Raw genomic sequence first — 19,561 nt, forward strand, 5'->3', positions numbered from 1 at the left:
ACGAAAATCGCTGGAATCGGAACACATACGGGTGCCGCTACCCTGGGACAACGCCGGAACCGCCGTACTACCGAGGAGATCACCGTCCTGAGCTTCGTGAAATTCTGGCCGCACCTGCTCGCCGCGGCCGCGGTCGGCGCGCTCGGAGCGGTGATCGTCGCCGGACCGCGCAGTACGTCGTGGCCGTTCCAGGCGACGCCGGAGGATCTGGTGGGGTGGACGTCCTCGCAGTCCACGTACACCGTCATCGGCGCGCTGACCATCGTGCTGACCTTCGCCGCGCTCTCCGCCCGGCCCGTGGTCTCGCCGATCGGACCGTGGGTGTTCGTCGCGATCTTCGTGGTCGTCCTCGCCTTCACCAAGGTCGCGATCCCGGAATCTGCCGGCCTCGCCGTCCTCACCGCGCTGCACCTGCTCAAGAGCGTGGTGGCGGGCATCGTCGTGGGTACGGCCGCGCAGGTGACGCGACATTCCCGTGGCGGCTGGATCGCCCTCGCCACCGGCATGTTCGGCGGGTACGCCGTCGTGGCGTCCCAGGGCACGGTGAGCGAGGCGGGATTCGTCCCGTCCCAGCCGTTCAGCTCCAGCGTGTTCGGCGAACCGGCGTGGTGGCTGCTCGGAGCGGCGTTCGTCTTCTCCATCGCCGCCGCCGTCGCCGGGCGCGGCACCTCCACCGGCGACGTCCCGGCGCGGACCGATCTCGCTCGGCTCGTCGGATACGCAGTACTCGTCGCGGTCGTCGGACGCGTCGCCCTCGAGGTGGCCGCGGACGCCGAACTCGGCGTGGCCATCGCCGCACTGGTGGTGTTCGTTCTTCTCGTCGACCGCATCGCTGCCCGATGGGAGGCCGCCGACGCTCGGGTGATCCTCACCGGTCTCGTGGTGATCGCGGCCGCCGTGTCCACCTGGAACGTCCGGGCGTTCGTGCGCGTCGACTCGACGATTCTGCTGCTCTCCGGGGTGGCCGGCATCGTGGTCGGGGCGGCCGTGGCCGCCGCGCTGCGACGGTGGCCCGGCGTCCTCGGATGGACCACCGCTGTCGCGGTCGTCCTCCTCGCCGCGGTCCCGACGGCTGCGCTGATTCTCGACATCGAGGTGGTGTCGGTGGTGGCGACGGCCGTGGTGGCCGGCGCGATCGCCATGGTCGTCGGCACCGTGGTCTCGACCGTCGCCCCGACCGCTCCCGATCCCTCGGCACGAGCCCTGACCCTGTCGCTACCGGGTACCGCACTGCTGTTCGCCGCGGTCGCGCCCGTACCGGACGTGGACACCGCGTCGCTCGCGGCTCTGGTCCCGGAGGACATCCCCGATTTCGATCCGCAGGGCGAGACGGGAAGCCTGTCGGTGCAGGGTTACGAGGACCTCATCGGATCCATCTCCGATCCGCCTCCCGTCGATCACACCTCCGCGTATCTGATGCTCGGAGTCGTCGTCTTCGGTGCACTTCGCCTGGTCATGATCTCGCGCTCGGCGGCCCGCGAAAAGCGGACGTAGCGGGCGCTACCCTCCGGGGTATCAGCCGTGGGCGGTTCCGTATCGGCTGCGCAGGGTAAGGTAACGGTCAGTCGCCTCGCTGGTCCCCGATCCGAGCCTGACACCCCGCCGCCCGAACCTCACGACGGAGTGCCACTTGCTTTCCATTCTCGCCGCCCACACCGTGGCCGCTTTCCTGGCACCGCTGTTGGTGCGGCTCTGGGGTCGCAACGCATTCCTGGTGCTGGCCCTCGTTCCCGCCGCGTCCCTGGGCTGGGTGGCGACGAACTGGAACACCGAGCAGCGGCTGAGCATCGAGTGGGTTCCGGGCCTGTCGATGAACATCGATCTGCGCTTCGATTCGCTCGCCGCGGTGATGTCGACGCTGATCCTCGGTATCGGCGCGTTGATCCTGGTCTACTGCGCCCGCTACTTCGAGAACGACGAGCCACGACTCGGCCTGTTCGCCGCGGAGATGGTGGCATTCGCCGGAGTCATGTTCGCCCTGGTCACCAGCGACAACATGCTCATGCTCTACATCTTCTGGGAACTGACGACGGTGCTGTCGTTCCTTCTCGTCGGTCACTACGCGGAGCGCGCCTCGAGCCGCCGCGCCGCCACCCAGGCCCTGCTGGTCACCACGGCGGGTGGACTGGCGATGCTCGTGGGACTGATCGTCCTCGGACAGATGGTGGGCAGCTACAACCTGTCCGACGTCGTCGAGGCCGCGCCTCGCGGCTGGCTCGCCGGTGTCGCACTCGTGCTGATCCTGATCGGGGCGCTGAGCAAGTCGGCCATCGTTCCATTGCACTTCTGGCTCCCCGGCGCCATGGCCGCACCCACCCCGGTCAGCGCGTACCTGCACGCCGCGGCCATGGTCAAGGCAGGCATCTACCTGGTCGCCCGCCTCGCCCCCGGGTTCGCCGACGCCGGCCCCTGGCGCGTGACCATCCTGACCCTGGGTCTGACCACGATGCTCGTCGGCGGTTACCGCGCCCTGCGGTCCTACGACCTCAAGCTCGTCCTCGCGTTCGGCACCGTGAGCCAGCTCGGCTTCCTGGTCGCGATCGTCGGTATCGGGTCGCGCACCGCGATGCTCGCCGGCCTCGCCATGGTCCTGGCCCACGGATTCTTCAAGGCCGCCCTCTTCATGGTGGTCGGCATCATCGATCACAGCACCGGCACACGCGACGTGCGCAAACTGGCGCACCTCGGCGACCACGCGCCGGTGCTCGCCGCCATTGCGGTGCTCGCGGCAGCCAGCATGGCGGGGTTGCCGCCGTTCCTGGGATTCGTCGGCAAGGAGACGGCCTTCGAATCCACCCTCGACTCCGACGCGATGGGCCCGGTGTCGTCGGCGATCGTGTTGGCCGCGATGGTGATCGGCTCGATCCTCACGGTTGCCTACAGCCTGCGGTTCGTCTGGGGTGCGTTCGGGCGCAAGAAGCTGCGCGCACCGAGTGCCGCGGTGGCGGCGATGCACGCCCCGGGACCGCTGTTTCTGTTCCCGGCAGCGCTCCTCGCGGCGCTCGGCCTGGTGGCGGCATTGTTCGCACCGGTCGTGGACGGCCTCGTCGCTCCCTACACGCTGACCCTGCCCACGTACGGCGCCGAGGACTACCACCTCGCGCTGTGGCACGGGATCAACCTGCCGCTGGGGCTCACCGTCGTGGTCATCGTCGTCGGCGTGCTGCTCTACCGCGTCCACAAGTCGATCGCCCGGACCGTGCCGCCGGTTCCGCTCAACGCCGACCGGATCTACGACCGCACTCTCGCCATGATGGACGCCGCGTCGCTGCGCCTCACGGGCAGCACCCAGCGCGGCTCACTCCCGGTGACGCAGTCCATCATCCTCGCCACACTGGCGATCTTCCCGCTGGTCGCGCTGCTCGTCTACACCCGCAGCGGCGTCGAGACCCGGCTGTACGACTCACCGATGCAGATCGTCATCGGTGTCGTTCTGATCGGTGCCGCCATCGGCGCCACGGTGATGCGCAACCGGCTCGCGGCGGTGCTGTTGGTCGGCGTCACCGGATACGGGGTAGGCCTGATCTTCGCCCTTCACGGCGCCCCCGATCTCGCCCTGACCCAGTTCCTCGTGGAGACGCTGACGCTGGTCGTGTTCATCCTGGTGCTGCGCAAGCTACCCGCCGAGATCGACGAGGGCCGCGCCTTCGGACACAAGAAGATGCGGGCCCTGCTCGCGGTGGGGGTCGGCGTCACCGTCGCCGTGGTCGGCGCCTTCGCGATGGACGGCCGCACCGCGCGGCCCATCGCCGAGCTGTTGCCCGCGGCGGCCTACGACCTCGGCGACGGCAGCAACGTGGTGAACGTCCTTCTCGTCGACATCCGCGCGTGGGACACCTTCGGTGAGATCTCGGTACTGCTCGTCGCGGCCACGGGCGTCGCCAGCCTGGTGTTCCGGAACCGCCGCTTCGGCAGCGCCCCGCGGGTGTCCGACGCACCCCCCGCCATGGACGAACGTCAGGCGGCCGCCGAGATCACCTGGCTCAGCGGGAGCGATCTGATCGACCCCAAGCATCGGGTGCTGGTGCTCGAGGTGACCACCCGCCTGGTGTTCCCGACCGTCATGATGCTGTCGATCTACTTCTTCTTCGCCGGACACAACGCCCCGGGCGGGGGCTTCGCAGGCGGACTGACCGCGGGCCTGGCCCTGGTCCTGCGCTACCTCGCGGGTGGTCGGTACGAACTCGGTGAGACGCTCCCCTTCGACGCGGGCAAGATCCTCGGCGTCGGCCTTCTCTTCGCCGGCGGCACCGCGATCGCGTCGCTGTTCCTCGGCGCACCGGTGCTCTCGTCCGCCACGTTCGAGGTGACGCTCCCGCTTCTCGGTGACATCAAGATGGTCACCGCGCTGTTCTTCGACCTCGGTGTGTACCTCATCGTGGTCGGCCTGGTTCTCGATATCCTCCGCAGCCTCGGCGCTCGCCTCGACGCGCAGATCGAAGTGAGGCAGCAATGACCGCGAACACTCCCAACATCACCCTGCTGATCCTGGTCGCCGCGCTCGTCGCGGCCGGCGTCTATCTGCTGATCGAACGCAGCATCGTCCGCATGCTGCTGGGACTCATCCTGCTCAGCAACGGCATCAACATCCTGATCCTCACGGCCGGCGGTGCGGCGGGAAATCCCCCCATCGTGGGGCGGGTGTCCGAGGGGGCGGAAGGCGACTCCGATCCCCTGGCCCAAGCCCTGATCCTCACCGCCATCGTCATCACCCTGGGAATCGCCGCGTTCATCCTGGCGCTCGCCTATCGCTCGTACACCATCAACGTCGCCGACGTCGTCGAGGACGACCCCGAGGACGCCAAGGTGCTTCAGCGGCGCAGTCTCGCCGACGCACCCGATCGCGACAGGTCCGACGACCCCGTCACCGGCGAACCCGGCGAGGCCGGCGACGCCTTCGACAAGGACGGAAACCCCATTCCTCTGGACCAGCTGGCCAACCGCGAGGATCTCGCGTCGTACGAGGACCTGCACGAGGGGTATTTCCGCGATCGGGACGACGACCGGGACACGAACGACAGGGACACGAACGAGGACGCCCGATGACAATTCCCGCGTCGATCGTCGGGCCGCTCACCCCGCTCCCCGTTCTGATCCCCCTCATGGCCGCCGCACTGTGCATGGTGGTCGGTCGCAAGCCGCGGGCTCAGCGCGCCATCACGGTGCTCGCCCTCGTGGCGGTCACGGCCGTCTCCGGCATGCTGCTCTTCCTGGCCGATCGCGACGGCACCAGCGCGCTGCAGGTCGGCGGCTGGGACGCCCCGATCGGCATCTCGCTGGTGGTCGACCGACTGTCCGCGCTGATGCTGGTGGTCTCCGCGATCGTGCTGCTGGCCGTGATCGTCTACGCCGTCGGGCAGGGCATTCGCGACGGCGACGCCAACCAGCCCGTCTCGATCTTCCTGCCGACCTACCTCGCACTCACCGCGGGTGTCTGCAACGCGTTCCTCGCCGGCGACCTGTTCAACCTGTACGTCGGGTTCGAGGTCCTGCTGGTCGCATCGTTCGTGTTGCTGACGCTGGGCGCGAGCGCGGAACGGGTGCGCGCCGGCATCACCTACGTGATGGTCTCGGTGGTCTCGTCCATGGTGTTCCTGGCCGGTATGGCCATGGTCTACGCCGCGACCGGCACCCTGAACTTCGCCCAGATCGCGCTTCGACTCGACGACGTCCCGGAGGGCACGAGGCTCGCGATCTTCGCGATCCTGCTCGTGGCGTTCGGCATCAAGGCGGCGGTCTTCCCACTGTCGGCGTGGCTTCCCGACTCCTACCCCACGGCGCCCGCACCGGTCACCGCCGTGTTCGCCGGGCTGCTCACCAAGGTGGGCGTCTACGCCATCATCCGAACCCACACGCTGCTCTTCGCGGACGGTTCGATGGACAACCTTCTCGCCGTCGCGGGCCTGCTGACCATGATCGTGGGCATCTTCGGCGCCATCGCTCAGAGCGAGATCAAGCGACTGTTGTCCTTCACGCTGGTCTCGCACATCGGGTACATGATTTTCGGCATCGCACTGTCCACCCAGGCCGGACTGTCCGGAGCGGTGTACTACGTGGGTCACCACATCATCGTGCAGACGACACTGTTCCTGGTGTTGGGTCTGATCGAACGTCAGGCCGGGTCCTCGTCGCTGCGTCGACTCGGCGGCCTCGCCGCGGCCAGTCCGCTTCTCGGCGTCCTGTTCCTGATCCCAGCACTGAACCTGGGCGGCATCCCGCCGTTCTCGGGCTTCATCGGCAAGGTGGCGCTGCTGCAGGCCGGTGCGGACAAGGCCAGTGCGCTCGCCTGGATTCTGGTCGCGGGCAGTGTCGTGACCAGCCTGCTGACGCTCTACGTCGTGGCGCGCGTCTGGACGAAGGCGTTCTGGCGAGCGCGCGCCGACGCCCCCGAGGGCGAGCTGGCCAGTGACTCGCCGTCTGCGCTCCTCGACAACGCCTCGGACGTCGAGTTCGACACCCGCGTCGACCCCGGCCGGATGCCGGTGGGCATGCTCGTCCCCACCGTGGGTCTGGTGGCGGTCGGATTGTCGCTGACCCTCTTCGCGGGCACCTTCTTCGGTATCAGCAATCGAGCCGCAGCCGAGCTTCGTGATCGCGACGTCTACATCACCGCCGTCCTCGGTGGCACCGTGGACCCGGTGACGTACGAGGCAGGCACCGGCACCACCGAGGAGACCGGACGATGAAACATTTCTCCCGCGACCTCGCCCTGAAGCTCGCCCTGTTGACGTGGCTCACCGGTGTCTGGGTTCTGTTGTGGGGCAACGTGACCCCGGCCAACATCCTGGGCGGCCTGGCGGTCGCGCTCTTCGTGGTCTTCGCTCTCGCACTGCCCAAGGTGCCGGTCGAGGGCCGCTTCCACCCCCTGTCGTTCGTCCGACTGGTGGGCGTCCTCGTCTATTACGCCGCGGTGTCCACCGTGCAGGTCGCCTGGGCCTCCGTCCGGCCCGGCGACTCTCCCCGCAACGCGATCCTGCGGTATCGCGTCCGGGTCAAGTCCGATCTGGTCCTCACCCTCATGGTCGACGCATTGAACATGGTGCCCGGCACCCTCGTCCTCGAGATCGATCGAGACGAGCGCACCATCTACATCCACGCCTTCGACGTGGGAAAACCCGGAGCCATCGACCAGTTCCGCACCCTGGTCCGCGCCTACGAGAACGCGTTCGTCGCCACCTTCGAGCGCGACTCGGAGTGGCACCCCGCCGATCACTCCAACTCCAACTCCGACCCGGCCGAGGACGAAGCCGCCGCCGACACGGCTCGCGACATCGCCGCCGACTACTCCGGGAAGGACCGCACGTGACCGTCGTTCTCGTCATCTCCGCAGTCATGCTGTCGGCCGCCGCCCTCATCACCACCTACCGGCTACTGGCCGGACCCAACTCCCTGGACCGACTCGTCGCCGTCGACACCATCATCGCGCTGGTCGTGTGTGGGGTGATGGTGTGGGCGGTGTACAGCCGCGACACCACTCTCGTGCCGTCGATCGTGGCTCTGTCGGTCGTGGGATTCATCGGCACGGTGAGCGTGGCGCGGTTCCGCGTCAGTGACACCGAACGTGCACGCCTGGCCGCGTTGCGGGCACCGCATCCGCCCACCGAAGACGAAGTCCGCGCACGTCAGGAGGGATCGATATGAACGACGTCGAGAACATCGTGGTCTCGGTCCTCATCCTCCTCGGTTCGATCGTCGCACTGACTGCCGCGATCGCCGTCGTCCGGTTCCCGGACACGCTGTCGAGGATGCACGCGGCGACGATGCCGCAGATCATCGGGCTGCTGCTCATCCTCACGGGCGCTTTCATCAGCCTCCGCGGCAACGTCGACATCTGGATGATCGCGCTCGTCGGAGTCTTCACACTCCTGACCGCGCCGATCATCGCGCACGTGGTGGGTCAGGTCGCGTACCGCGAGCACAGCAGCCGAGACGATCTGTACATGATCGACGAGCTGAACGAGGACGAGGATGCCGACGCGGCAACTCTGGACGCCGGGAAGCGCGAGCCCGAGCGGAACTGATCCGTCAGGGATGTCGTAGTTCACCGATCAGCGAGTCGACCACGGCCACCAGGTCGCCGCCCGACGCCGACGCGACGGCCCGCTGACGTTGGTACGAGGCACCGAGTCTCGGGATGTCCGCGACCGCCGCCAATTCCGCGCTGCACCCCAGGCGCTTCGCGACCGGGGTCAGCTTCTCGAGCAGATCGTTCAGATCGTCGGTCATGAGCCGCTCGTTGCTGTCCGCGTCGAGAATGATCTCGGCGTCCAGCCCGTACCGAGCGGCCCGCCACTTGTTCTCCTGCACGTGCCACGGCGGGATCGTCGGCAGGGTCTCCCCGGCGTCGAGCCGCTCGTCGAGATGCACGACGAGGCAATGGATCAGGGCCACCAGGGCGCCGAGCTCGCGCCTCGTCGACACCCCGTCGCACACCCGGATCTCCAGGGTGCCCAACCGCGGGACCGGCCGGATGTCCCAGTGCATGCCGCCGAGTTGCGAGATGACGCCGGTCTTGAGCTGATCGTGCACGAATCCTTCGAACTGGCCCCAGTTCTCGAACTGGAACGGCAGCCCCGCCGTCGGTAGCTGCTGGAACATCAGGGCCCGGTTGCTGGCGTACCCGGTGTCCGAACCCGCCCACGTCGGTGACGACGCCGACAGCGCGAGCAGGTGCGGGTATTGCAGCAGAATCGAATTGAGGATGGGGAACACTCGATCGGCGGACCGGAGGCCGACGTGGACGTGCACGCCGAAGATCAGCATCTGCCGTCCCCACCACTGGGTTCGCTCGATCAGTTCGTCGTACGACGGCGCACGTGTGAGCTGTTGCGACGACCACTCCGCGAACGGGTGGGTGCCCGCGCAGAAGAGGTCGACTCCCAGCGGATCCGCCGCTCGCCGAACGAGTTCCAACGATTCACCGAGGTCGTCCATCGCCTCGCCGACGGTGTCGCACACGTCGGTGACCAGCTCGACCGTGTTGCGCAACAACTCCTTGGTGACCCGAGTGGTGTCCTGACCCACCTCGGACCGCACTCCGTCCAACACCTCGGCCGCCGTGTTGGACAGATCACGACTCGTCCGGTCGACGAGGGCGATCTCCCACTCGACGCCGATGGTCGGCCGCGGCGAGGAGACGAAGGGAACCGAGCTCGGAAATCCCGCCGGTGACCCCGCCGGGTTATTCGACGACGGCGCAGGCAACGCGGGAACCGGCATCACCGGTGGAGAGGGTCTGCTCGTCGGGCACCGGACCGCCGTCGGCGAGGACGTACCGCTCCGGGATGTTCGCGAAGTTGTCCGCGCCCTCGTGGACGATGAACGAGACGCCGCCGCGAAGATCGTCCAGTTCGACCGAGTCCGTGGTGGTCATCAGCTGACCGGTGCCGTCGGAGCGCACCTGGAGCGACGTGAGGTCCCCGCTGGACGGGTAACCGGTGTTGCCGTCGACCTGGAGGTGGCCGCCGGCGGACAGGAAGTCGCCGGGCTCGCCGCCGTCGGGAGCGACGGAATCCGGTTCGCACACCGGGTTCTGGTGCATGTGGAAGCCGTGGAAGCCGGGCTCGAGGTCTTCCGCCTCGACCTCGATCGCGAGATGGCCGGTCTCCTCGGTGACGGAGATCGTGCCGATGACGTCGCCGTCGGCATTGGTGAGGTCACCGGACAGCTCGGACGGATTGGTTCCCGTTCCGGCTTCTTCCTCCCCTTCCATGCCCTCGGGGGCCGGAGCTCCGGTGAACACCGGCGGGGTGGTGCCCTGGACGTCGCTGGCCACCTCACCGTTGTTGCAGGCCACGAGGCCGAAGACGGCGAGTGCGGCGAGGGGCGCCGTGACGAGAGTGCGGTGTCCGACGCGACTGCGCTTCCAGCTGGCCATGGTGTGGGTCTCCTGAACTGACGGTGTGTACGGGTGAGGCGGTGTGTGCGGGTGAGGCGGTGTGTACGGGCGACGAGAAGGTGCGGCTGTGCCCCGATGATAACGGGGGGTACTACTGGGTCACGATCACGATGATCCCCGGCGGCGACGACGCGATGCCCTCGAAACGAGGCTCGGCGCCGATACCCAGCGTCGACGCGATTCGCTCCGCCTCCGCGCGCTCGCCGGGAACGGAGTCGTCGTAGAACACCGTGGACGTGGGGATCGTTCCGCTCGGATAGTTCCCCGTTTCGGACACGGTGAACCCCTCGGACTGCAGGGTCGAGGCGACATCCGCCGCGAGGCCACTGACGTTGCTGTTGTTGAGCACCCGCACCGACACCGGGCCCGGCGCGGCCTCCGCCGAGGTCGTCGTCGGCGAGGCCTGCGCCTGCGGCTCGCCCACCACGGGGTCCTCGATCTCGGGAACCACCGGGGTCGGGACCTGCGACGACGGCGTCGGCGCGGCACTGCTGGTCGCGGCGGGTGCCGCCGTCTCGGTGTCGTCGGATCCGCCGAGGGACAGGAAACCCACACCGGCGAACACCACCGCGAGAGAGATCAGAACCATGGCCAGCGCGCGCAACGGCGGGCCGGACGATTCCGGGTTCGGGTTGCTCACACCTGCGACCCTAGCGACTCGATCGACCGGCTCGGCACACGGCAGGACCGGTTCAGACGTCGAACCCCAGCCGGCGCGCCGCGCGGGCCTTCTGCCGACTGGCGCGCAGACGCCGCAGCCGCTTGACCAACATGGGGTCGGCGGCCAGGGCTTCCGGGCGATCGACCAGGGCGTTCAGCACCTGGTAGTACCGCGTGGCGGACATGTCGAAGAGTTCCTTGATGGCCTCTTCCTTGGCGCCGGCGTACTTCCACCACTGACGTTCGAAGGACAGGATGTCGTGTTCCCGTCGAGTGAGCCCGTCGTTCGGCTCCTCGGCATCGGCCTTGTCGTGGCTCCGCGCTGCAGCGCTGTCCATCGTTCTCCTGTCATCTGCGTTCTCGCTGCGAAAGCCGGAATGCGTGCGCGCGTGTCCCCGGGTGCTCCAGCGCTACCGACGCGAACACCGCCGCCGTCCGGCGACCGTGAATCACATCGGTGTCGTTCGCACGTTATTCAACCACGTCCGACGCTGCCACCGGACGGTTGCGCATCGCGGCGCGTCGATCGCACCTCGGCGCCCAGTATCCTTCTCGACCATGGCAATTCTTCCCATCCGGATCTTCGGCGATCCGGTTCTGCACACCCCCACGCAACCGGTGACGGCGTCGCCCGACGAGCTCGCCACACTGCTCGCGGACATGTACGAGACGCTCGAAGCCGCCCGCGGCGTCGGACTGGCCGCCAACCAGGTCGGCGAGCCGTTGCGCCTGTTCATCTACGACTGCCCCGATCACGCCGAGGACGGCACGGTCACCCGCCGCCGCGGTGAGGTGATCAACCCCGTGCTCGAGACCTCCGAGATCCCCGAGACCATGCCGGATCCGGACGACGACGACGAGGGTTGCCTCTCCGTCCCCGGCGAGCAGTACCCCACCGGACGCGCCGACTGGGCCCGCGTGACCGGGACCGACGCGTCGGGCGAGCCCGTCGACATCTCCGGCCACGGCTTCTTCGCCCGCATGCTTCAGCACGAGGTGGGCCACCTCGACGGGTTCGTCTACGTCGATGTCCTCGTCGGCCGCAACGCCCGCGCCGCGAAGAAGGCCATCAAGAAGCACGGGTGGGGTGTTCCCGGTCTGAGTTGGGTGCCCGGCACCGTGGCCGATCCCTTCGGCCACGACGATGACGACGACTGACCTTCCCGACGTCCCTCTCGGGTCCCGTCTCGTCGTTCGACACCGTCTGCCCGTCGGCGCCGCGCGACCCCTGACCGACGTCATCGGGGTCCTGACGGCGGTCGACGACGCGTCGATCACGATGACATCCGAGCGGAGCGGCGAGGTGCGCATTCCTCGGGACACGATCGTCGTCGCGAAGCCGCTCGCGCCGCGGCCGATCCGCAACTCGGAGATCCGCGCGCTCGAACGCGCGGCGGCCGACGCGTGGCCCGGCACCGAGCAGGAGTGGATCGGCGGTTGGCTCGCCCGCGCCGGCGGCGGCGTGACCCGACGCGCCAACTCCGCTCTGCCCGCCGAGCCCGCCCTCGACGCCGACCTCCCGGCCGTCGTCGCCTGGTACGTCGCACGCGGGCTCACCCCGCGCCTGTCGTTGCCGGACCGCGTCCACCGCACCCCGGCCGGATGGGTCGCCGGAACCGACGTCGACGTGTTGACACTCGACCTCGAACCCGCCTCCGGTCTCGATCCCGGCTCCTCACCCGCCGTCGATCCCGACGCGATCGTCCGCATCGACGCCGAGCCCGACGACGCCTGGCTCGCCCGGCACGGAGGCGATGCGCGTTCGGTCGTCACGTCGGTACTGAACGGCACACTGGGTTTCTTGCAGTCGGGTTTTCTGCAGACCGGGTTGTCGCAAACCGGGTTGTCGCAGACCGGGTCCGCGGCAGCGGGCATCGCCCGAGCCGCCGTGACCACCGCACCGAACGGACGCACGTGGGTCGGCCTCACCGCGGTTCGCGTCGAGGACGATCACCGGCGGCGCGGGCTGGCCACCCGCCTGTGCGTCGACGCTGTGAACTGGGGCGCCGAGCGCGGCGCCACCGGCGCGTACGTGCAGGTAGAACGCGGTAACGACCCCGCCCGACGCCTGTACGAGCAGCTCGGATTCGTCCCGCACCACGCCTACCGGTACGCAGTCCCCGCACCCGACGACCCCGTCACACCCCTCCACTAGCCTCGGACGATGCCTTCCGAACACCCGGCCGGCCTCCGGCCTACCCGCATCGCCACCTGGAACGTCAACTCCGTCCGCTCCCGCGTCGACCGCATCGTCGCCTGGCTCGAGCGCAGCGATGTCGACGTCCTGGCCATCCAGGAAACCAAGTGCAAGGACGCCCAGTTCCCGTACCAACGGTTCACCGACATCGGGTACGAGGTCGCCCACGTCGGCACCAGCCAGTGGAACGGCGTCGCGATCGTCTCCCGCGTCGGCCTCGAGGACGTGCAGGTGGAGTTCGAGGATCAACCCGGATTCAGCAAGGACCCCGAGGTTCCCCCGGCTGCGGAGGCGCGAGCCATCGGCGCCACCTGCGGCGGGATCCGGATCTGGAGCCTGTACGTGCCGAACGGGCGCAGCCTGGACGACCCGCACTACGAGTACAAGTTGCGCTGGCTCGACACGCTGCGCGCCGATGCCCGGTCCTGGCTCGACGCCGACCCACAGGCCCGGATCGCGCTGGTCGGTGACTGGAACGTGGCTCCGACCGACGACGACGTGTGGGATCCGGCGCTCTTCGTCGGGAGAACGCATACGTCGGAGCGCGAGCGCGCCGCGTTCGACGCCGTCGTCGATGCCGGGTTCACCGATGTCGTGCGGCCCTTCACCCCCGGCCCCGGCGTCTACACCTATTGGGACTACACACAATTGCGATTCCCCCGCAAAGAAGGGCTGCGCATCGATTTCGTCCTTGCGTCACCGGCCCTCGCGGAGCAGGTGACCGGCGCGTCGATCGACCGCGAGGAGCGCAAGGGCAAGGGCGCCAGCGATCACGCCCCGGTGATCGTCGACCTGACCTGAAGTTCCGGATCGGCGCCGACGGGCTCTTCGTCCGCTACCAGATCGAGGTAGTCGGTGTTCGCCCCGATGAATCGGCGCACGTAGGAGCAGACGGGCCAGATTTGCAGATTGCCGGTGCGCACGATGTCGAGCGCGCCGCGCGCCAGCACCGCCGCCCATCCGTGGTCACCGAACTCCTCGGTCACCACCGTGTGCAGGAACAACACGACGGTGGTTCCGGGAACCACGCGGTACGCCAGAATTCCCACGTGGTCGTCGTCGACGAAAAGATCGAAGCGAGAGTGCTCCGGGTTGTCGATGACCACTCCGCCGGACTGTGGGTGCATCACTACATTCGAGCACCGTTGTTGTGACTCGTGTGACTGGAGTGACCAATGTTGCGCAATCGTAGCCGCGCCGTCATCGCGTCGAGACCGGTCAGTCGGCCATCAGATCGCGGTACTCGGGATGCTCGGCCACGTAGCGCTGCACGTAGGTGCACACCGGCTTGACCTTCCATCCGTAGCCACGCGCCGCGTCCAACGACTTGCGGACCATCACACCGGCCAGGCCGCGGTGGCCGAAATCCTCGGTGATCACCGCGTGCATGAAGCTGACCACCGGGGTGCGGCGCGGGCCTCGGCCCACCGGCTCCACCTGGAAGTAGCCGACGATGCCGACGAGGTCGCCGTTCAGGCGAAGCTCGAACCTGTTCTGATGCGCGTTGTCGGTCACGTCGGTGACGGGTGCGTCGGACAGCATCGCTCATCTCCTTCTCTGTGACCGGGGGCAGTCGGCGCGACGTCGGGCCGATCGCTTTTGTGATATGCACCACTATTACACAGCTCCTTCCGATGCGCCCGGCAAGCGAGGAATTCGGGGGGATCGACAACGTCGGTGCGCACACATTGGCCGCCGGTCCCAGATCACACCCCGGGTATGGTTCAGGGCGTGACCTTCCTTCCCCTCGCTGCGCCCGGCACCACCCCGGTTCGCGTCCTCACGATCGCCGGCACAGACTCCGGCGGCGGCGCCGGAATCCAGGCCGACTCACGAACCATGGCCATGTGCGGAGTGCACGCCTGTGTGGCGGTCGCCGCCGTGACCGTGCAGAACTCGTTGGGTGTCACAGGTTTTCACGAAATTCCCACCGACGTGGTGGCCGGTCAGATCCGAACCGTCGTGTCCGACATCGGTATCGGCGCCGCGAAGACCGGAATGCTCGCCTCCACCGCCATCATCGAGGCGGTGGCGGACGTGTGCGGCGAGACCGGAATCGGGCGGGCCGGCCGAATTCCTCTCGTCGTCGACCCCGTGTCCGCTTCCATGCACGGCGACTCCCTGCTGCACGCCGACGCCCTGGATGCGGTGCGGCACACACTGATTCCACTGGCCACCGTGGTCACGCCCAACCTCGACGAGGTGCGGTTGCTCACCGGCATCGACGTCGTCGACGACGGCACGGCCCGCGCGGCCGCAGAGGCGCTGCACGCGCTCGGCGCACAGTGGGCCATCGTCAAGGGCGGTCACCTCCGCACCTCCACCGACAGCACCGATCTGCTCTACGACGGCGACCGCATCATCGAGTTCACCCGGCCGCGCATCGCGACCGGCAACGATCACGGCGGCGGCGACACCCTGGCGGCGGCCATCGCGTGCGCCCTCGCGCACGGCTGGACCGTGCCCGACGCGGTGGAGTTCGCCAAGGAGTGGGTCACGCGGTCCCTGGCGGCGTCCTACGATCTGGGCGCCGGGCACGGACCAGTGTCACCGTTGTGGCGACTGTTCGAGACGCAGGATTCGTAGGCCGTCCGGGACCCCGCTGGGTTTCGGCGTGAACAGTCCGCGCCGATAGGGCTTGGTGGTCAGCGACCGGGCGTCCAGCAGGTCGGGGGACACCTGGTCGAATGCGGTCTCGGAGATCATCACGTTGCCGTCCGCGCCCGTTTGCATGACTCGCGCCGCGACGGTGACGTCGACCCCCAGCCAGTCGGAACCCACCGCTCGGGGGCATCCGGTGTGGATCCCGACGCGCATGCGCGGTGAGTAGCCGTCCAGGCTGACCGTCGCGAGTTGGGCGCGCGCCTCGAAGACGGCTGCAATCGCGTTGTCCACGCGCGGGAACACCGCCATCACCCCGTCGCCGAGACGTTTGACGATGTGGCCGCCGTGATCGAGCATCGGCGTCTCGACCGCCCGTGCGACCCGACGGAGCAGCACCAACGTGTCGGCGTCTCCCGCCGCGAGCGACCAGGTGGAGAAGCCCACGAGATCGGTGAACACGATGGTCACCTCGCGTTCGCCCCGACCGCGGCCGGTGCGCTCGAGCAGTGCCTGCCACACCTGCAGCGCGCCCAGGCTCACCTCGCGGGCGGCTCCCGGCGCCTCGCCCTGCAGGCGGTCGGTCACTCGGGCCACGAGACGCGGAGTCCCGGGGCCGGCGGTGGACAGAGGGTCACCGAACGACGGATCACCGGGCAGCACGTTCCGGACCCGGCGGAATGCATCGACCACACGAGGCGCCGAGTTCACCGCCCGGGTGGTCTCGGCGACCTTGCGCATCGCGTCGCCCGCGCTTCGTTTCACCGCCCCATCATAACCTCTCTGTTACCCCGGTTAACGGCTATCTCGTCCCGATCCAGAGACTACTGCGGTTGCCGCGCCGCGACCCGATCCTCGCCCGACGGCACGCCGTTGGGGCCGTCGATGGATTCCGCGTAGGTGCCGATGCCGTAGGCCACGGCCTTGGACTTCACCTCGAGCGCCGTGCGATCGACGTTCTCGAGCGTGTCCTCGGGCGTGTGGTAATTCCGGTCGAACGCCTCGTTCGGCGTTCCGCCCCACTTCGCGGCCTGCTCCTCGGTCATGATGTCGTCCGCGCCGGTGAAGACACCGCCGGCGGGGATGAGCGCCTCGATGAACGGGCCGTAGTCCGATCGACCGTCGAAGTCCGTGCCGTCCGCATCGATGCCCTGCATCTCCAGCGTCTCCTCGAAGACGCGCTCGATGGCGTCGGACCCGGGCGGGCCGGCAGGGGCTCCCGTCTGCTCCGAATCGTCACCGTCGTACGTGAGGTAGCCGGCGTTGGTGGACCCGATCATGTCGAAGTTCAGGTACAGCGCGATCTGCTGCCGTTCCTCGTCGGACAATCCCGCGACGTATTCGGTCGACCCGACCAGACCCAGTTCCTCGGCGCCCCAGAACGCGAAGCGCACCGCGTTGGTCACCTCGGGTGCACCACCCATCTGGAGCGCGGATTCGAGTACGGCTGCCGTGCCGGTGCCGTTGTCGTTGATTCCCGGGCCCTCGGGCACCGAGTCGAGGTGCGCGCCGGCCATCACGACGTCGTCCGTCGACCCGGTGGTGGTCTGCGCGATGATGTTCCGGCTGACCGTGGTCTCGGTGGTCGCGTCGACCACCAGGGTGACCTCACCGGGCGCGGCCGCGAGGGCGGCACCGTCCTCCGCCGAGACCCCGACCGACGGGATCCGCGCGTCCTCACTGCTGCCGAGCGTTCCGGCGTCGAGCGGGCCGTCCTCGTTGTTGGCCACGATGACCCCGACCGCGCCGAGATCCGCCGCCACCCGGCCCTTCTCGGCGAAGGAGCACGATCCGCGGACCACCAGGGCCACGGCGCCCGCGACGGGAAGACCGTCGTAATCGGTTGCCTCGCAACCCGGCGTCTCGTCCACCTGCGCCACGACCAGCGGCGCGGTCAGACCGTCGGGTGGCGTGGCCGGGGAGAAGCTGAACGTGTTCACCGGAACGTCCCGGTCCCCCGCCCGCAGGCTCTCCGCGTTCACCTCGAAGTTGTCGAAGTCGAACTCCGGGGTCTCCACGTCGAATCCCGCGTCTCGCAGCGCCCCGGCCACGTAGTCGACGCTCGCGTCGTAACCGGACGTGCCGGCCGCGCGGTTGCCGTCGTTGGCGTCGGCGATGGCCGTCAGTTCCTCCAGGTGCGCGACGACCGCATCGAGCGACACCGCGTCGGCGAGCGCGGTACCGGAAACGGGCCCGCCCGGCGACGGCTGGGCGGACCCGTTCTCGGTGGAATCGACCTGCCCCGACTCGGAACCGGACGCCGAATCGGTGTCCGAGGCCGAGCACGAGGCGAGGACCAGTGTCGACGCCGCGAACACGGCGAGCGGCAGGGTGTAGCGAGACCGGTGAATCGTCATGCCGGTCACCATAACCCCACTGCCCGACAGAGTTCGGGCGAACGACCGGGCCGGTGGATCAGGCTGCGCACTGGATCAGGCTGGGCAGTGGATCACGCGTCGCGCTTGTTCACGACCACGACGGCGGATGCGAACACGATCGCGACGAACGCCGCGAAGTAGGCCAGCGATCCCCACGGTCCCCAGTGGAACTCGACCCCGCCGGGCGTGCCGAGGAAGTTGTTCGCGTTCTGGAAGGGCAGGAACGGCAGGATGTCCCGTCCCACGCTGCCGAACAGGTTGAAGAGCGATTCGAGCAGCAGCGGCCACAGCAGGAGCAGCGCGATGGCGGCGGCCGACTGTCGCAGCAGCGCACCGACGCCCACCGCGAGGAACACGCACAGGAAGGCGTAGATCGCCACCCCGAACACGGCCCGCCACGAGTCCGCATTGTCGAGAGTCAGGGCGGCTCCGGCCTCCTCGCCGGCGAAGGCCCGAGCGATGAAGAACGCCCCGAACGAGAGCGCCAGGGTCAGCACGACCCCGAACACGCCGATCAGTGCGGCCTTGGTGAACAGCACGGACGCTCGGGACGTGACGGCCTGGAACGTGGTGCGGATGATGCCGAAGCGGTACTCGCTGGTCACCGCGAGAGCCGCCAGGATCATGAGCACCAGGACGCCGAACCCGCTGACGCCCGTGAGGACGTCTCCGACCATCAGCTGCGGAGCCTCGAAGCCGGGTTGTCCCGGTGGGCCGAAGTCACCGTCCGCCGTCACCGACGACGTCCACCCGATGAGGGCCGCGAAGCCCAGGCTCAGCACCACGATGATCGCGGTGCACCACCACGGCGACTTGGTCGTGGTCAGCTTGATTCGTTCTGCAGCAAGAACACTCATCGGAGCGATCCCCCCATCGCGCTCTGTGCGCCGTTGTCGTGGGCACCGCCGTCCGCGCCGTGGTACTGCACGTCGTCGCCGGTGAGTTTCATGAACGCCTCTTCGAGCGATCCGTGCTGGGAAGCCAACTCGTGCAACACGAGTCCGTTCCGACCGGCGATGTCGCCGATGGCCTCCGTGGTGGTGTTCGCGACCACCAGGGCCGGCTGCACCTCGTCGACCCGGCTCGGCTCCTTCACGGTCAGACCCGCGGCGGTGAGCGCGCTGCGCAGCGCATCCAGCTGCGGGCTGCGCACCCGTACGGACGATTCGGACGCCTGGTCGACGAAGTGCTGCACGGACGAATCCGAGACGAGCTTGCCGCGGCCGATCACCACGAGATGCTCCGCGGTGACCGCCATCTCGGAGAGCAGGTGGGACGAGACCAGAACGGTGCGACCCTCGGACGCCAACCGCTGCATGAACTTTCGAATCCAGACGATTCCCTCGGGGTCGAGTCCGTTGACCGGCTCGTCGAACATGAGCACCTTCGGATCACCGAGCAGGGCGCCCGCCAGACCCAGGCGCTGCGACATGCCGAGCGAGAACCCGCCGGCCTTCTGCTTGGCCACCTCGCTCAGGCCCACGAGGCGAAGCACCTCGTCCACCCGAGACGACGGAATGCCGTTGGACGCGGCCATCCACTGCAGGTGAGCTTTCGCGGATCGGTTGGGGTGCACCCACTTCGCATCGAGGAGGGCGCCCACCTCGCGCAGCGGGTTCTTCAGGTCGGAGTACGACTTCCCGTCGATCAGTGCCGTTCCCGAGGTCGGGCGGTCCAGACCGAGGATCATGCGCATCGTGGTCGATTTGCCGGCACCGTTGGGCCCGAGGAATCCGGTGACGATACCGGGGCGCACGGTGAACGTGAGGTCGTCGACGGCGGTCTTGGCGCCGTACCTTTTGGTCAATCCTGTCACTTCGATCATGC

At 68.3% G+C, this 19,561-nt stretch carries 20 protein-coding genes and 1 pseudogene; 11 read left to right on the plus strand and 10 right to left on the minus strand.

Going from position 1 to position 19,561, the window contains the following annotated elements; all coding sequences use genetic code 11:
• Window positions 1–96: 96 nt before the first annotated feature.
• The 7 genes and pseudogenes from ACY466_RS18650 (at window position 97) to mnhG (ending at window position 8,021) form a co-directional block, all read left to right on the plus strand.
• Window positions 97–1,494 carry a hypothetical protein gene (locus ACY466_RS18650; RefSeq protein WP_463247664.1) on the plus strand — a complete coding sequence of 466 codons (1,398 nt, stop codon included), beginning with the start codon at window positions 97–99 and terminating at the stop codon, window positions 1,492–1,494.
• A gap of 136 nt (window positions 1,495–1,630) precedes the next feature.
• On the plus strand, window positions 1,631–4,456 hold the full coding sequence (locus ACY466_RS18655) for a Na+/H+ antiporter subunit A (protein WP_463247668.1): 2,826 nt from the start codon (window positions 1,631–1,633) through the stop codon (window positions 4,454–4,456).
• Window positions 4,453–5,046, plus strand: coding sequence for a Na(+)/H(+) antiporter subunit C (locus ACY466_RS18660; RefSeq protein ID WP_463247671.1), 594 nt, complete (start codon window positions 4,453–4,455; stop codon window positions 5,044–5,046). The genes ACY466_RS18655 and ACY466_RS18660 overlap by 4 nt, the downstream gene beginning before the upstream one ends.
• Window positions 5,043–6,686, plus strand: coding sequence for a Na+/H+ antiporter subunit D (locus ACY466_RS18665; protein ID WP_463247674.1), 1,644 nt, complete (start codon window positions 5,043–5,045; stop codon window positions 6,684–6,686). Before ACY466_RS18660 ends, ACY466_RS18665 begins: the two co-directional genes overlap by 4 nt.
• The gene (locus ACY466_RS18670; protein ID WP_463247677.1) at window positions 6,683–7,306 is read left to right on the plus strand and encodes a Na+/H+ antiporter subunit E; all 624 of its coding nucleotides are present in this window, start codon (window positions 6,683–6,685) and stop codon (window positions 7,304–7,306) included. Before ACY466_RS18665 ends, ACY466_RS18670 begins: the two co-directional genes overlap by 4 nt.
• Window positions 7,303–7,554 (plus strand): annotated as a pseudogene (locus ACY466_RS18675) (monovalent cation/H+ antiporter complex subunit F); the annotation flags it as partial. The gene ACY466_RS18670 and the pseudogene ACY466_RS18675, both read left to right, overlap by 4 nt.
• An 83-nt stretch (window positions 7,555–7,637) precedes the next feature.
• A complete protein-coding gene (mnhG, locus tag ACY466_RS18680; protein WP_463247681.1) occupies window positions 7,638–8,021 on the plus strand; it encodes a monovalent cation/H(+) antiporter subunit G in 384 nt (127 codons plus the stop codon).
• Between the two features lie 4 nt (window positions 8,022–8,025).
• Here the strand turns inward: mnhG and ACY466_RS18685 are convergent, their stop codons facing one another.
• The 4 genes from ACY466_RS18685 to ACY466_RS18700 all read right to left on the minus strand — a co-directional run bounded on the left by ACY466_RS18685 (window position 8,026) and on the right by ACY466_RS18700 (window position 10,896).
• Entirely contained in the window at window positions 8,026–9,219 is a 1,194-nt protein-coding gene (locus ACY466_RS18685) for a glutamate--cysteine ligase (RefSeq protein WP_463252355.1), read from the minus strand.
• Window positions 9,182–9,877, minus strand: a complete 696-nt coding sequence (gene sodC / locus ACY466_RS18690) for a superoxide dismutase[Cu-Zn] (RefSeq protein ID WP_463247683.1) — start codon at window positions 9,875–9,877, stop codon at window positions 9,182–9,184. Before sodC ends, ACY466_RS18685 begins: the two co-directional genes overlap by 38 nt.
• A gap of 112 nt (window positions 9,878–9,989) precedes the next feature.
• Entirely contained in the window at window positions 9,990–10,538 is a 549-nt protein-coding gene (locus ACY466_RS18695; protein ID WP_463247685.1) for a LytR C-terminal domain-containing protein, read from the minus strand.
• Between the two features lie 52 nt (window positions 10,539–10,590).
• Window positions 10,591–10,896 carry a DUF3263 domain-containing protein gene (locus ACY466_RS18700; RefSeq protein WP_463247688.1) on the minus strand — a complete coding sequence of 102 codons (306 nt, stop codon included), beginning with the start codon at window positions 10,894–10,896 and terminating at the stop codon, window positions 10,591–10,593.
• A 220-nt stretch (window positions 10,897–11,116) separates the two neighbouring features.
• On the opposite strand from ACY466_RS18700, the gene ACY466_RS18705 reads away from it, so the two are divergent.
• The 3 genes from ACY466_RS18705 to ACY466_RS18715 are packed head-to-tail and all read left to right on the plus strand — an operon-like array spanning window position 11,117 to window position 13,556.
• Window positions 11,117–11,716: a peptide deformylase gene (locus ACY466_RS18705; protein WP_463247691.1), complete on the plus strand. Its 600-nt coding sequence runs from the start codon at window positions 11,117–11,119 to the stop codon at window positions 11,714–11,716.
• Window positions 11,703–12,713 (plus strand): N-acetylglutamate synthase, CG3035 family, encoded by a 1,011-nt coding sequence (locus ACY466_RS18710; protein WP_463247694.1) that lies wholly within the window; start codon window positions 11,703–11,705, stop codon window positions 12,711–12,713. Before ACY466_RS18705 ends, ACY466_RS18710 begins: the two co-directional genes overlap by 14 nt.
• 9 nt (window positions 12,714–12,722) lie before the next feature.
• Window positions 12,723–13,556: an exodeoxyribonuclease III gene (locus ACY466_RS18715; RefSeq protein ID WP_463247698.1), complete on the plus strand. Its 834-nt coding sequence runs from the start codon at window positions 12,723–12,725 to the stop codon at window positions 13,554–13,556.
• Here the strand turns inward: ACY466_RS18715 and ACY466_RS18720 are convergent.
• Together ACY466_RS18720 and ACY466_RS18725 are read right to left on the minus strand one after the other, a co-directional pair.
• Window positions 13,526–13,882 carry a GNAT family N-acetyltransferase gene (locus ACY466_RS18720; protein WP_463247700.1) on the minus strand — a complete coding sequence of 119 codons (357 nt, stop codon included), beginning with the start codon at window positions 13,880–13,882 and terminating at the stop codon, window positions 13,526–13,528. The genes ACY466_RS18715 and ACY466_RS18720 overlap by 31 nt on opposite strands.
• 91 nt (window positions 13,883–13,973) lie before the next feature.
• Window positions 13,974–14,297: a GNAT family N-acetyltransferase gene (locus ACY466_RS18725; protein ID WP_463247704.1), complete on the minus strand. Its 324-nt coding sequence runs from the start codon at window positions 14,295–14,297 to the stop codon at window positions 13,974–13,976.
• A gap of 189 nt (window positions 14,298–14,486) precedes the next feature.
• Between ACY466_RS18725 and thiD the strand changes: the two genes are divergently transcribed.
• The gene (gene thiD / locus ACY466_RS18730; protein WP_463247707.1) at window positions 14,487–15,341 is read left to right on the plus strand and encodes a bifunctional hydroxymethylpyrimidine kinase/phosphomethylpyrimidine kinase; all 855 of its coding nucleotides are present in this window, start codon (window positions 14,487–14,489) and stop codon (window positions 15,339–15,341) included.
• Here thiD and ACY466_RS18735 read toward each other — a convergent pair.
• The 4 genes from ACY466_RS18735 to ACY466_RS18750 form a co-directional block, all read right to left on the minus strand.
• Window positions 15,303–16,097, minus strand: a complete 795-nt coding sequence (locus ACY466_RS18735; RefSeq protein WP_463252356.1) for an adenylate/guanylate cyclase domain-containing protein — start codon at window positions 16,095–16,097, stop codon at window positions 15,303–15,305. The two genes, thiD and ACY466_RS18735, sit on opposite strands and share 39 nt — an antisense overlap.
• Before the next feature lie 83 nt (window positions 16,098–16,180).
• On the minus strand, window positions 16,181–17,713 hold the full coding sequence (locus ACY466_RS18740; protein ID WP_463247710.1) for a M28 family peptidase: 1,533 nt from the start codon (window positions 17,711–17,713) through the stop codon (window positions 16,181–16,183).
• 92 nt (window positions 17,714–17,805) lie between these two features.
• Entirely contained in the window at window positions 17,806–18,591 is a 786-nt protein-coding gene (locus ACY466_RS18745; protein WP_463247713.1) for an ABC transporter permease, read from the minus strand.
• Window positions 18,588–19,559 (minus strand): ABC transporter ATP-binding protein, encoded by a 972-nt coding sequence (locus ACY466_RS18750; RefSeq protein WP_463247717.1) that lies wholly within the window; start codon window positions 19,557–19,559, stop codon window positions 18,588–18,590. The genes ACY466_RS18745 and ACY466_RS18750 overlap by 4 nt, the downstream gene beginning before the upstream one ends.
• Between the last annotated feature and the right edge of the window lie 2 nt (window positions 19,560–19,561).

It is taken from the genome of Rhodococcus sp. K11/5, from assembly GCF_055193735.1.